Below are 12666 nucleotides of genomic sequence, written 5' to 3' on the forward strand. Positions count from 1 at the left end.
TATTAAACCTGTTTTTTATAAAAGGATACTAAAAATACTTTTTAGTATCCTTTTATATTCTTTAAGAAATTATAAAATTTTATAATTTCTAACCTTATTTATTATTCTCATTGTAATTTTTAATAGCATCATTAATTTTATTTGCTGCATTTTGTACTGCTTCTTCTGAAGTTTGATTTCCCTGAATCATCTTTTCAATATTCATTTCAATAGTCTGTCTTGCCTCTGAAAATACGCCTAGTAAAGCACCTTGCGTACAAGGATTTACTGGAGTATCATGTAATTGGTCTATAGCTGTTTTAAATTGTGGATATTGTTTCAAATGTTCATTCATTTCAGGAATATCATAAGCTTTTTTTGTTATAGGAAAATATCCACTTTGACTATTCCAATATACTTGCTGTTCAGGTGACGATATAAATTTAATAAATTCCCAAGTTGCTTTCTGTTTCTCATCTGAACCATTGTCAATTGCCCAAAGAGAGCCTCCCCCGATTACAACTCCACCTTTATCTGTCTCTGTTAAATTTGGAAGATATGCTGTACCAATTTCAAATCTATCTCCAACCCCTTTAATAAATCCGCCTAAACAAGCTGTTGATTCAAGTATCATCGCCGTTCTGCCTGCTGTAAAAGCATTTTTAGTATCGTCTGTTTTTCTACCAAAATTACCTGCACTGCCAGAATCAATAAGTTTCTTCCATTCTTTCAATATATTTAATGCTGTTCCATTATTATCCCATTCAACTTGAGTAACTTTATCTTTTCTTCCATTTTCATTATTTCCATAGAATGCTCCTTGTTTTGCTAATAATTGTTCAAAGAACCACCCATATACACACATTGCAAATCCATATTGAGATACTTTATCTCCATCCTTTTTTACTAATTTTTTACTATATTCTTCAATTTCTTTAAAAGTTTTAGGTGGTTTGTTTGGATCAAGTCCTACTTCTTTAAAAGCAGTTTTATTATAGTAAAGTATAGGAGTAGATGAATTAAACGGCATTGAATACAATTTATTGTTAACAGAATAATATCCTAAAAGATTAGGTTCTAACTGAGAAGCATCGAACTCCTTATCATTATCAATAAAGTTTTGCATTGGTACTACCCAACCACTATCTATCATAAATCTTGTTCCAATATCATATACTTGGCAAATATCTGGACCAGCTTTTCCCTGCATAGCAGTCTTGAATTTTGTTAAAGTATCATCATACTTTCCTTGATACTGTGCTGTAACATGAATATTTTTATGAGTATTATTAAAATTATCTGTCATAGTTTTTACTGCTTTTCCATTTACCCCTCCCATTGAATGCCAAAATTTAAGTTCAATAACCTTATTGTTAGAAGCTGTTTCTTTTGACTTGTCTCCAGTATTACCTGATGACTGTGCAGTATTCTTTCCACATGCTGCTAATGAAAAAATCATTGAACTTGCTAGCAGAATTGAAAGAATTTTCTTTAATTTCATAATATACTCCTCCCTTTGTCTATAAAATATTTATTAAAATCTAAAATTTTAATATGCTTTTTAGTTCTCTAAAAACTATTAACTCTTTACAGATCCAGATGTTAATCCTTCAATCAGTTGTTTTTGCCCTAAAACGAAAGCTAATATTGAAGGTATAATTATCATAATAATACCCGCCATTAAAGGACCAAAAGCTTGTGCATCAACATCTTGAAGCATGCCCATTCCTATTTGTACTGTCCTCATGTTGTCACAATTTGTGGTAAGCAATGGCCACATGTACATATTCCACGCTTGTAGAAAAGAATATATACCCAAAGAACCTATTGCTGGTTTAGAAAGAGGTATAACAACATTAATTAAGAATCTAAAATTCCCACAACCATCTAAAATAGCTGCTTCATATAGTTCCTTAGGCAAAGTTAAAAAAAATTGTCTAAAAAGAAATATTGCAAGCGCTGATGTTAAATATGGCAAAATCAGTGCCCTAAATGTATCTAATAATCCTAATGAACTTATAGTTAAGTAATTAGCTATAATTACCGCTTGTCCCGGTATCATAAGTGTTGATAGTATGATTATAAACAAAACTTTTTTTCCCTTAAAATTCATAAAAGCAAATGCATAAGCGGCAAGTATGCCTGTTATTACTTGTCCTACAGTTATTGATACAGACATTATTAAACTATTTAATATAAACTTTAATATTGGAGCAGTTTCTAGCGCTTCCTTATAATTTTCCATAAATAACTTTCTAGGTATAATTTTAGGTGGATATTCAAAAATTTGTTCTGGTGACATTATACTTACACATAAGGTATATATGATAGGTCCTAAAATCAAAAGTGAAATTATGATATTTAAAACATATATAATAATCTTTGATGTATTCTTTTTTCCCATTAATAATTCACCTTTCTTTCACCAAATTTAAATTGAAGTAGTGTAAGTACTAACAATATTAAGAAAAGAATTATAGATTCAGCACTTGCAACTCCAAATCTGTTATTAAAAAATGCTTCTCTGTATATTGAATGTACAAGAACATTTGTTGATTCTCCTGGTCCACCTGAAGTCATTATGTTTATTTGTCCAAATGCCTGAAAAGTATTTATTATATTTATTACTAATAAGAAAAATAAAGTTGGAGATATGCATGGAATTGTAATATGTAAGTGCTTACTAAAAATTCCTGCTCCATCTATGGCAGAACTTTCATATAAATCTCTAGGAACTCCTTGTAAAGCTGCTATGATAAATATAAAATTTATACCTATATTCATCCAAATAGTAACTATTGCAACTGCCGTTAATCCCCACTTTGTATCAGTAAGCCATCCTATATTTGTTTTTAAAAAATAATTAATGATACCTATACTAGGATGAAAAAGAAACATCCATATTACCGCTGCTGAAGCAGAAGAAATTGCCATTGGAAGTGCATATATTGTTCTAAATATACCTATACCTTTAAGTTTTACATTAGCAAGAATTCCAACAATAAATCCTATAATCATAGCTGGAAATACAGTAAAAACAGCAAATTTTAACGTAACAATTATGCTATTTTGAAAAGAATGTAATTTAAAAAGATTTATATAGTTATTCAATCCTATAAAACTACTTACCGTTCCTTGGGAATCTGTTGCATTTAAACTTAAGTATATCGTTTTCATAAAAGGATAAAAAATAAATAGTGCAAAAATAATCATAGCTGGTAAAATATACAAATATGGTTCTATAATGCTGATAAATGATTTTGATGAAGTTTCAAATTTTATTTGCTGCTGTTTTTTCTTATTTACTCTTAGGTTATTTTTAAAAGCCTGTCCTTTATTCATTATTTCTCCTCCTATCATTTTGATATTTATATTAAAATATTAAGTTTAATAAGTATTTTTCTTAATAGATATATGTATTTCATATTTCAAACATACCATATATCATATTTTTTTACAATAATTTTCCATGGAATTTATTGTAAAATTTTTCTTAAAAATAAAAGTGACCTTATAATAATTCAAAAGTATTATAAGGTCACTTTTAGACGTTAAATTAATTTAATTCATTTAGATAATTTAAAATAAATCTACTATGCAGCAGTACTATTTTTCTTTTGTTTAGGTTTTAAAAATTCCCACTTAGTTTCAGAAGTTATTACAGCTATAAATATAAATATGCATCCCAAAATCATTTTTGTTGTAAATAATTCACCTAATAAAATTACAGATAATATACAGCCAAAAAGTGATTCCAAGGAAAGAATTATAGCAGCATGAGTTTCAGAAGTATATTTTTGAGCTACGTTCTGAACTATTATCCCTAGCATAGTGCTAAACAGTCCTAAATATAAAATAGACATGATACTTTGAGTTCCTATTTGCTTAGGAAAAGGCTCAAAAATAAAACCACATATAGCTGAAAGAAGTCCACATACTGCTAGTTGGACTATGGTAAGAATTACAGGATCTACATCTTCTGTATAAAACCCTATTGCCACTATTTGAACTGCAAAAAAAACAGCACATAAAAGTGTAAGGCTATCACCTAAGCCTATATGTAAACTATTTTGCAAGCTTAACATTCCTATACCTATCAATGTTAGGAAAGCTGCTATTATTGAATATATATCTGGTCGTTTTTTGTTAATTATCCAAGCTAAAAATGGTACAATAACAACATATGTTGCCGTTATAAATGCCTGTTTTCCTGGAGTTGTATATTGAAGTCCTACAGTTTGAGTTGCAAAACCACCAAACAAAAATATACCAACCACACTTCCTGCTTTAATATCATTTTTAGTTATTAATCTTATTTTTTTCCAAAATACTATGCATAATAATAAAGTGGCAATCATAAACCTCATTGCTGTTATATAAAAGGGAGGAACATTATTTAACGCATCTTTTGTGGCTACAAATCCACCTCCCCATACAATAGCTACTAAAAGCAATGCCATATCTGCCATAATACTTTTTTTCTTATCTATGTATTTCATTTTTCATATCCTCCACCAACTGATAAATTCTTTTATTTAGTACAGGATGCATTAAATAAGGAGCTAAATCCGAAAGTGGCTTTAATACAAACATTCTCTCATGCATTCTTGGATGTGGTATAATAGCTTCTTCAAAATTAGTTACTATATCATCATACAAAAGAATATCTAAGTCTATAGTTCTAGGACCCCACTTTATTATTCTCTCTCTCTTTAAATCTTTTTCAACCCCTAATAATATATTTATCAGTTCTCTAGGGTCTAATAAGGTTTTTATCTCTAAAACTGTATTAAGGAAATCATCCTGTTCAATATATCCTACAGGTTTTGTTTCATACATATCTGCTACTTTGATAACCTTAGTTAGTCCTGAAAGATTTATTCTTTCAATAGCTCCTTTTATATTCTCCTCTTTATTTCCTAAATTAGATCCTACTCCTATATAAGCTTTATGCCAACTTCTATCAACTTCAACAGCGGCATACTTTATAGGCTTTCCTATAGGTGCCCAAGGTTTTTTAACCATAAGCTTAACTCTTTGAACTAAATCATAATTTAGAAGAATATATTTTGCAAGCTCCTCTGCTGCTTTTTCAATTAAGCCATACTTTTCCTTTTTAAATTCATCTTCAAGCTCACAACAAAGCTGACCATAATGTACTGTCTTAGTTAAATCATCATTTTTCCCAGCAGCACTTAAATCTATAAACAATTCAGCAGAAATTAAAAATCTTTGTCCCATTTTTTTTTCTTCTTCATAAACTCCGTGAAATCCATAAATCTCTAAATCTCTTATGTACATCTTATCCAAAAAACCACTTCCCCTGTCTCTTCTTATCTTGTTTTATATTCATTTTTAAAGATTGCATCGGTCATAATGCAAGCTCTCTTATTCTCCTTAACATCATGGACACGAACAAAATCACAGCCTTTCATTATACCTATTACAGTAGTTGCAATAGTTCCTTCAACTCTTTCATCGGTTGGTAAATCTAAAGTAAGACCAATCATTGATTTTCTAGATGTCCCTAGAAGAATAGGATACTCTAATACCTTCAATTTTTCAAGTTCTTTCATAACCTTTAAATTATCTGTATAAGTTTTTGCAAATCCTATACCTGGATCAAGTATTATATTTTCTTTTTTTACTCCAGCCTCTAAAGCTATATCAATACTTTTCTTTAAATCCTCTATCATATCTTCAATTATATTATTGTAATTTTTATCTTTTCTATTGTGCATAAGACAGCAAGGCACTCCATATTTTGCGGCTACCTTTGCTATTTCTTTTTCCTTCTTAAATCCCCAAACATCATTTATAAGACTTGCCCCTGCTTCTACAGCTCTCCTTGCAACCTCTGCTTTACATGTATCGATAGATATAGGAATTTCAATTTCTTTGGCTAAAGCTTCTATTACAGGAACTACCCTATTTATTTCTTCTTCAACAGAAATTTCTTCATGCCCTGGTCTTGTAGATTCTCCTCCAATGTCTATAATATCGACACCTTCTTTTATCATTTCCTTTGCATGTGCTACAGCTGTTTCTATATTATTAAATTTTCCTCCGTCAGAAAAGGAATCAGGAGTAACATTAAGTATCCCCATAACATAGGTTCTTTCTCCTATTTTAAATTCCTTGTTTCCTATTTTCATCACTATTTCCTCCTTATGTTACATCTTAGTAGTATATATCTAAATTTTTCTTTTCATCCGGCCAATTGCATTTTTTTTTACTTCTGCAGTTAAAACAGTTTCTTGATAGCTTATCAGCTTTATAAAATATACTTCTCAAAGAGTCCTCTTCTTCTATACTCTTATCCTTATCCTTTTTTCTATGACCTAATATAGCTTTCCTTATTTCTTTTCTTTCTCCTTCTGTAAAACCACTATCAATTAAAATTCGTTCACTTAAATCTGAACTTGCAATATTATGAGGAGTACCGTCTTCATACTGTCTCCATCTTCCTATATCATGTAGCAATCCAACAGCATAAATAATTTCTTTATTTATTCCTAAATTTTTCTCTAAATTTAAAATATAAGCAATTCTTGCCGCATCTAAAAAATGCTGTATATCATGCTTACAAAATTCTCTTTTTCTCTCATGTTTAGTTATTTTCTTCATATATTCTTTAAATTTTTCATGATGTAAAATTTTATTTACTCTTTCAAGCTCCATTAAACTACCTCTCTTTTTCAATAATTTACATATAATTTATTTATGCAAATCTTAAAATACATATGCTTAGTTTTTGATAACCTTCATACATCATAAATATCGCCCCTATTCTTACCTACTACTCTAAACTATTGTATATAATCTTCATATCTTAATCTAATATCCTCTATTATATCACTTTTTTCTAAAATGTTTTTATCTACTCTATTTATGTTCATAATCCCCATTAAACTATTAGTTAAAAAAGCACCATCAGAATTTATCAAATGATCTAAACTGAACTTTCCTTCTACAACATTAAAATTATCTACAATCCACCTTCTCATAACTCCAGGAAGCAGTCCACATTCTATTGAAGGAGTATATAGCATCTTTTCTTTAACCCAAAATATATTTGAAATACTTCCCTCACTTAAATATCCATAATTATTTAAAAAGAGAACCTCATTATAACCTTGTTTTAAAGCTATTTCTCTTTCAATTATATTATCTGTATAATTAAAGGATTTTAAATAACTCATATGAGAATTAGGGTTTCTTGTAAGCTTACTCGTTTTCACATTAAAACCCTTAATATAATCTTCAGTCTTATATGCTATTTTTCTCTTAGTAAAAATTATGTTTTTTTCACTTACAGCTATTTTAACACCACAGTTTTTGCAATTTAGTTTTTTAATATTTTCTAGGAAATATTCTTGTGAAATCTCTATTTCTATTCCCAATTTTAAAAGCCCTTCATTTAATCTTTCCAAATGCTCTTTAATAAAAATAGGTTTATCTTTAACTAAAATAGTCTCAAATAATCCTTTACCAAAAAAAAATCCACTATCCAACTGAATTTTATCATCTTCCCTTATTTCACCATTAACAACTATCACAAAAACACCTCTTTTAATAAATACTAAACTGTACTCTCTAAACTTCTAAATAAAGCTCTAGCTTTATCTAGAGTTTCCTCATATTCTGCCTCTGAATCTGATTCCCAGGTTATTCCTCCACCTACTCCTAAATAAGCCTTATTATCTTTCATCAAAATAGTTCTTATGACTATATTCAAATCCACATTATCATCAAAGCCTATATATCCTATACAGCCCGTATATATATTTCTTCTTACCTTCTCTAGTTCATCAATTATTTCCATAGAACGGATTTTAGGCGCACCCGTTATAGATCCTCCTGGAAAACATGCTTTGATACAATCTATTGAAGTACATTCATCTCTCAGTTCTCCTTTTATCGTTGAAACTAAATGATATACTGTACTGTATTGTTCTAGCTCAAAAAGCTCTGTTACCTTAACAGAGTTTGGTCTGCATACCCTACTTAAATCATTTCTCTCTAAATCAACAATCATCAAAAGCTCTGATTTGTCTTTCTCGCTATTTAGAAGCTCCTGTCTATTATTCAAATCCTCTTCTTCATTTTTCCCTCTAGGTCTAGTTCCTTTTATCGGTCTTGTTTCTACAACTCCATCTTTTATTTTTAAAAATCTTTCTGGAGATGAAGATACTATGCTAAAACCCTCAAACTTCATGTATGCAGCAAAAGGAGCTGGATTTATATTTCTTAAAGTCCTATAAACATCATAAGGGTCTTTTTCTATGTCACAAGTAAACCTTTGAGTTAAATTAGTTATGTATATATCTCCATTCTTTATATATTCTCTAACTCTATCTATAGTTTTTATATACTCCTTTTTAGTAAAGTTAGATTGGAATGGAAGCTTATTTTTTTTATGTTTTTGATATTGTACTTTTTTTCCTTTGCAGATTTTATTTTTTATATGGCTTATACTTTCTTTTTGCTCTTCTAAAATTCCTAATGCAGTTACATAAGTTTTATTGTTAACGTGATCTATTACAATAATATTGTCATAAAAATTAAAATAACAATCAGGTATATCCACATCTTCCTCTGATATCTCTGGAAGTTTTTCTATACTCCTACCTAAATCATAAGAGAAGTATCCTATACCTCCTGCTATAAAAGGAAATTTAGTATTATTGTTAAACTTATACTTCTTTATAATCTTTTTTAATTCTTCAAAGGTATCACCTTCGTATTGTTCTCTATTTAAAAAACATACATTATTTTTAGATTTGAAGGTTATAAAAGGATTCAATGCGATAAAAGAATATTTCCCAAGTCTTTCTCTATCCATGCCGCTGTCTAAAAATATGCTTTCATATCTATCTTTAAATATAGAATATATACTAAAGGCATCAAGTTCCGTATTAACTTCTTCTATTAAAGGATTTATCATCTTTTGCACCTCTCTATAAAGTTTTTAAGAATTTCATGTCCAAACTCTGTAAGTTCTGCCTCTGGATGAAATTGAACTCCTTCTATATCATATTCTCTATGTCTCAATCCCATAATAACACCTTCTTCTGTATGGCAAGTTATATCCAAACAAGAAGGAAGGCTCTCTCTCTCTACAACCAAAGAATGGTATCGAGTAACCTTTAAAGGATTTTTTATATTTTTAAATACCCCTTCTCCCTTATGGCATACCTTAGATATCTTTCCATGCATAGGTCTTTCGCCTTTTACTATTCTCCCTCCAAAAGTATATCCTATAGTTTGATGTCCAAGACATATCCCTAAAATAGGAATTTTCCCTTTAAAGTTGTTTATAATATCTATTGATATTCCTGCATCTTTAGGAGCTTTAGGACCTGGTGAAATTATTATTCCCTCTACTTTCATTTTTTCTATATCCTCTATTATAATTTTATCGTTTCTATATACTTTAATCTCTTCTTCAAGTTCATTAAAATACCGTACAAGGTTATATACAAAGGAATCATAATTATCTATCATTAAAAACATAAAACGCCCCCTTTAAAATAATATTCATTTTAAAAATTAGTTCTATTATATCAAAAGCTTTTTATGGGGTACATATCAAAACTCACCAAAAACCTTTTCTTAAATATAGATTTATGTTTATAATTAATTAATAAATTTGATACTAAAACAAATTCTTATTAAAATAGAGGTGAAAAACTATGAGTAAAAAAGGTGATTTTCACAATCACACCACTGCATCCGATGGAAAACTATCTCCATGTGAACTAGTAAAGTTAGCAAAAAAAGAAGACTTAGATATAATAGCTATAACAGACCATGATAATACTAACGGTCTTGAGGAAGCTTTGAAGACAGGAAAAGAAATAGGAATAAAGGTTATCCCTGGTATAGAATTAACCACACGGCACAATGGTGAAAGCATTCATTTATTAGGATACTTTAAAGAAAATAGCTATAAATCTTCTACCTTTCAAAAGTATTTAAATGAACTTCAAGAACACCGTATAAAAAGAGGAGAAAAAATAGTACATAATTTAAAAAAGTTCTTTAATATATCTATTGATTATGAAAAAATATTAAAGAAAAACAAAGGAGTTGTTGCAAGGCCTCATATTGCAAAAGCAATAATAGAAGCTGGCTACAATTATGATTGGAACTACATTTTTGACAATATCATAGGAAACGACAGCCCCGCTTATGTCCCTAATAAAAATATAAGTATAACAGAAGGTATAAATATACTTAAATCTGTGAATGCTTTTATATCTTTAGGTCATCCTACTCTTATTAATAAATCCAAGGTAGAAGACCTTATGAAATATTCTTTTGACGGAATTGAAGGAGTTTATCCACTAAACAAACCTTCTGAGGAAAATTATTTTAGAGATATTTGCAGAAAATACAGCAAGATTATAACTGCTGGCTCTGACTATCATGGATTAGACAAAACTGATGAAAAGCACGGATATATAGGTGATTCTGTGTTAGAAGGTGAAGAACTAAAAAAATTTTTAAATGCACTTCAAAGGTACTAAAAAGTACCTTTTTATTTTACAAAAATAGTCATTTTAAGTTATCTACTATTGTTTCGAAATATTAAGTTCATCATACCCTGTCTGCTCATCAAATTCTCTTGTAAAATTAACGTTCTCTAACTCTCCAATGATAATCTCAGCTGTAGTTCCAACTAAACAATTTTCTTTCATATGTCCTCCAATTACCTTTCCGTCTTTATCAGATAACGAAATATGTAAGTGCACACCATCTTTGCACAAAGTACCTACCAAAGAAACTATCTCATAATTGTTTTCAAAATCTTTTATAAGTGATGCATTAGCCATCCTAAGAGTTGCTCTAGTAACACATCCAACACAAGTTAATATACAACCTGCCTTGATATTATTTTCTCTTGTAAAATTAATTAACTCTTCTTTTAAATCCTGTCCTCTTATTAATCTTATAGAATAGGTTTTCACATTTATTCCTCCAGTTATTAGTTTTCTCATTTTTTAATACTTAACTTTAAAAGATTTCTCATCTTTCATAACATCAATTTTTTTCATAGATATATCTTCTACCCTAATAAAACCATTTCCTTTTTTTATCTTTTCAATAAAATTTCTAATCTCTTCTTCTTTCCCTTGAACCTCCATCTGTACCGTACCATTATCGCAATTACGAACCCAACCTGTTAGATTAAAATTCACTGCTGTATAATTTACAAAAAATCTAAAGCCTACTCCTTGAACTCTTCCAAATACTATAATAAAATATCTAATCAATGTTATAACTCCTTTCCCTATAGCATACATATAAGAATTTGTTATAATTTAATTATTATACGTTATATTTTAACATATCATACTAAGCCTAAGAATATAAAAAGAGCACCTGAAACCTTTTTAGTTACAGATGCTCTTTACATATTCTAATTATTATCTATTTTATAGTTACAAATCCTTCTTCTCCACGTTTAACTTGTTTTCCAAATTTAACTGATAATTTTTGTTCTTCAGTTAAGTTAGTGAATATAACTGGAGTAATAACTGATGGAACTTTACCTTTTACTTCATCTAAGTTAACTTTTAAAATCGGTTGTCCAGCTTTAACTTTAGCATCTTGTTCTACTAAAGCTTCAAAACCTTCGCCCTTAAGTTCTACTGTATCTATTCCAAAGTGAACTAATAATTCAAGTCCATTATCTGCAGTTATTCCAACAGCATGTTTTGTTGGGAATAACATTGTTATTGTTCCGTTTACAGGTGATACAATTTCACCATTTGCTGGTTCAATTGCAAATCCATCTCCCATCATTTTTTGAGAGAAAACTTGATCTGGAACATCTGATAATTCTAATATTTTTCCATCTATTGGAGCAACAAATGTATCGTTCTTTTCTAATGTAACAGCGGTTTGCTTTGTTGGTTCTACTATTTCTGCAGTTGGAACCTTTCCAGCCATAACATCTTTGATTTGTTCCTTTAATTGATCTGATTTTGGTCCATAAATAGCTTGTATATTATTTCCTATTTCCATAACACCTGAAGCACCCAATCTCTTAAGTTCTTGTTTATCTACATTTTTAATATCATTTACACTTACACGAAGACGAGTTATACATGCATCTAATTTAGCAATATTTTCTTTTCCACCTAGTGCTTTTAATACTCCTACAGCAAGTTCTGCACCTTTAACGTTGCTAGTTACTGTTGAAGTTTCTTCATCTTCACGACCTGGAGTCTTAAGATTCCACTTTCTGATTGCAAAACGGAATCCGAAGTAATAAACTACTGCTAATACTAATCCTACAGGGATTACTAACCACCATGATGTACGGTTTGGCATTACACCAAATAGTATATAGTCAATAACTCCACCTGAGAATGTCATACCTATTTTAATATTTAAAATGTGCATTGTCATAAATGATAATCCTGCAAAGATACAGTGAATTCCGAATAACACTGGTGCTACGAATAAGAATGAAAACTCAATTGGTTCTGTAATACCTGTTAAGAAAGAAGTTAATGCTGCTGATGCTAAGATACCTGCTGCAAGAGTTTTCTTTTCAGGTTTTGCTTCATGATACATTGCTAATGCTGCTGCTGGAAGTCCAAACATCATGAATGGGAATTTACCAGTCATAAATGTTCCTGCTGTAAATGGTACTCCATCCTTTAATTGAGCAAA

At 29.7% G+C, this 12666-nt stretch carries 14 protein-coding genes; 1 reads left to right on the forward strand and 13 read right to left on the reverse strand.

Going from position 1 to position 12666, the window contains the following annotated elements:
* Positions 1 to 94 precede the first annotated feature (94 nt).
* The 10 genes from OXH55_RS09210 to OXH55_RS09255 all read right to left on the reverse strand — a co-directional run bounded on the left by OXH55_RS09210 (position 95) and on the right by OXH55_RS09255 (position 9495).
* Complete coding sequence (locus tag OXH55_RS09210; RefSeq protein ID WP_268049623.1) at positions 95 to 1480, reverse strand: ABC transporter substrate-binding protein; 1386 nt, start codon at positions 1478 to 1480, stop codon at positions 95 to 97.
* Between the two features lie 78 nt (positions 1481 to 1558).
* The gene (locus tag OXH55_RS09215; protein WP_268049624.1) at positions 1559 to 2383 is read right to left on the reverse strand and encodes a carbohydrate ABC transporter permease; all 825 of its coding nucleotides are present in this window, start codon (positions 2381 to 2383) and stop codon (positions 1559 to 1561) included.
* Positions 2383 to 3321, reverse strand: a complete 939-nt coding sequence (locus OXH55_RS09220) for a carbohydrate ABC transporter permease (protein WP_268049625.1) — start codon at positions 3319 to 3321, stop codon at positions 2383 to 2385. The genes OXH55_RS09215 and OXH55_RS09220 overlap by 1 nt, the downstream gene beginning before the upstream one ends.
* A 251-nt stretch (positions 3322 to 3572) precedes the next feature.
* Positions 3573 to 4478: a DMT family transporter gene (locus OXH55_RS09225; RefSeq protein WP_268049626.1), complete on the reverse strand. Its 906-nt coding sequence runs from the start codon at positions 4476 to 4478 to the stop codon at positions 3573 to 3575.
* Positions 4462 to 5289 carry a 2-amino-4-hydroxy-6-hydroxymethyldihydropteridine diphosphokinase gene (folK, locus tag OXH55_RS09230; protein WP_268049627.1) on the reverse strand — a complete coding sequence of 276 codons (828 nt, stop codon included), beginning with the start codon at positions 5287 to 5289 and terminating at the stop codon, positions 4462 to 4464. Before folK ends, OXH55_RS09225 begins: the two co-directional genes overlap by 17 nt.
* Positions 5290 to 5312: 23 nt before the next feature.
* Positions 5313 to 6134 carry a dihydropteroate synthase gene (gene folP / locus OXH55_RS09235; RefSeq protein WP_268049628.1) on the reverse strand — a complete coding sequence of 274 codons (822 nt, stop codon included), beginning with the start codon at positions 6132 to 6134 and terminating at the stop codon, positions 5313 to 5315.
* 25 nt (positions 6135 to 6159) lie between these two features.
* Entirely contained in the window at positions 6160 to 6660 is a 501-nt protein-coding gene (locus tag OXH55_RS09240) for an HD domain-containing protein (RefSeq protein ID WP_268049629.1), read from the reverse strand.
* 128 nt (positions 6661 to 6788) lie between these two features.
* Positions 6789 to 7538, reverse strand: a complete 750-nt coding sequence (locus tag OXH55_RS09245; protein ID WP_268049630.1) for an aminotransferase class IV — start codon at positions 7536 to 7538, stop codon at positions 6789 to 6791.
* Positions 7539 to 7561: 23 nt separating this feature from the next.
* Complete coding sequence (gene pabB / locus OXH55_RS09250; protein ID WP_268049658.1) at positions 7562 to 8923, reverse strand: aminodeoxychorismate synthase component I; 1362 nt, start codon at positions 8921 to 8923, stop codon at positions 7562 to 7564.
* Entirely contained in the window at positions 8923 to 9495 is a 573-nt protein-coding gene (locus OXH55_RS09255; protein ID WP_268049631.1) for an anthranilate synthase component II, read from the reverse strand. Before OXH55_RS09255 ends, pabB begins: the two co-directional genes overlap by 1 nt.
* 179 nt (positions 9496 to 9674) lie before the next feature.
* On the opposite strand from OXH55_RS09255, the gene OXH55_RS09260 reads away from it, so the two are divergent.
* Positions 9675 to 10511: a PHP domain-containing protein gene (locus OXH55_RS09260; protein ID WP_268049632.1), complete on the forward strand. Its 837-nt coding sequence runs from the start codon at positions 9675 to 9677 to the stop codon at positions 10509 to 10511.
* A 45-nt stretch (positions 10512 to 10556) separates the two neighbouring features.
* On the opposite strand, the gene OXH55_RS09265 is transcribed toward OXH55_RS09260, so the two are convergent.
* The 3 genes from OXH55_RS09265 to OXH55_RS09275 all read right to left on the reverse strand — a co-directional run.
* Complete coding sequence (locus OXH55_RS09265) at positions 10557 to 10952, reverse strand: PPC domain-containing DNA-binding protein (RefSeq protein WP_268049633.1); 396 nt, start codon at positions 10950 to 10952, stop codon at positions 10557 to 10559.
* 33 nt (positions 10953 to 10985) lie between these two features.
* Positions 10986 to 11258 (reverse strand): acylphosphatase, encoded by a 273-nt coding sequence (locus tag OXH55_RS09270; protein WP_268049634.1) that lies wholly within the window; start codon positions 11256 to 11258, stop codon positions 10986 to 10988.
* 157 nt (positions 11259 to 11415) lie between these two features.
* On the reverse strand, positions 11416 to 12666 hold a 1251-nt coding region (locus OXH55_RS09275), incomplete at its 5' end, for a PTS sugar transporter subunit IIABC (protein WP_268049635.1).

The organism is Clostridium ganghwense (assembly GCF_026735165.1).
Taxonomy (GTDB): Bacteria; Bacillota; Clostridia; order Clostridiales; family Clostridiaceae; genus Clostridium_H; species Clostridium_H ganghwense.

Bases quoted from the DNA above. Each gene is read 5' to 3' on its own strand.
- OXH55_RS09215 (WP_268049624.1), bottom strand. From the start codon at position 2,383: ATGGGAAAAAAGAATACATCAAAGATTATTATATATGTTTTAAATATC.
- folP (WP_268049628.1), bottom strand. From the start codon at position 6,134: ATGAAAATAGGAAACAAGGAATTTAAAATAGGAGAAAGAACCTATGTT.
- OXH55_RS09225 (WP_268049626.1), bottom strand. From the start codon at position 4,478: ATGAAATACATAGATAAGAAAAAAAGTATTATGGCAGATATGGCATTG.
- OXH55_RS09210 (WP_268049623.1), bottom strand. From the start codon at position 1,480: ATGAAATTAAAGAAAATTCTTTCAATTCTGCTAGCAAGTTCAATGATT.
- OXH55_RS09255 (WP_268049631.1), bottom strand. From the start codon at position 9,495: ATGTTTTTAATGATAGATAATTATGATTCCTTTGTATATAACCTTGTA.
- OXH55_RS09240 (WP_268049629.1), bottom strand. From the start codon at position 6,660: ATGGAGCTTGAAAGAGTAAATAAAATTTTACATCATGAAAAATTTAAA.
- OXH55_RS09220 (WP_268049625.1), bottom strand. From the start codon at position 3,321: ATGAATAAAGGACAGGCTTTTAAAAATAACCTAAGAGTAAATAAGAAA.
- OXH55_RS09260 (WP_268049632.1), top strand. From the start codon at position 9,675: ATGAGTAAAAAAGGTGATTTTCACAATCACACCACTGCATCCGATGGA.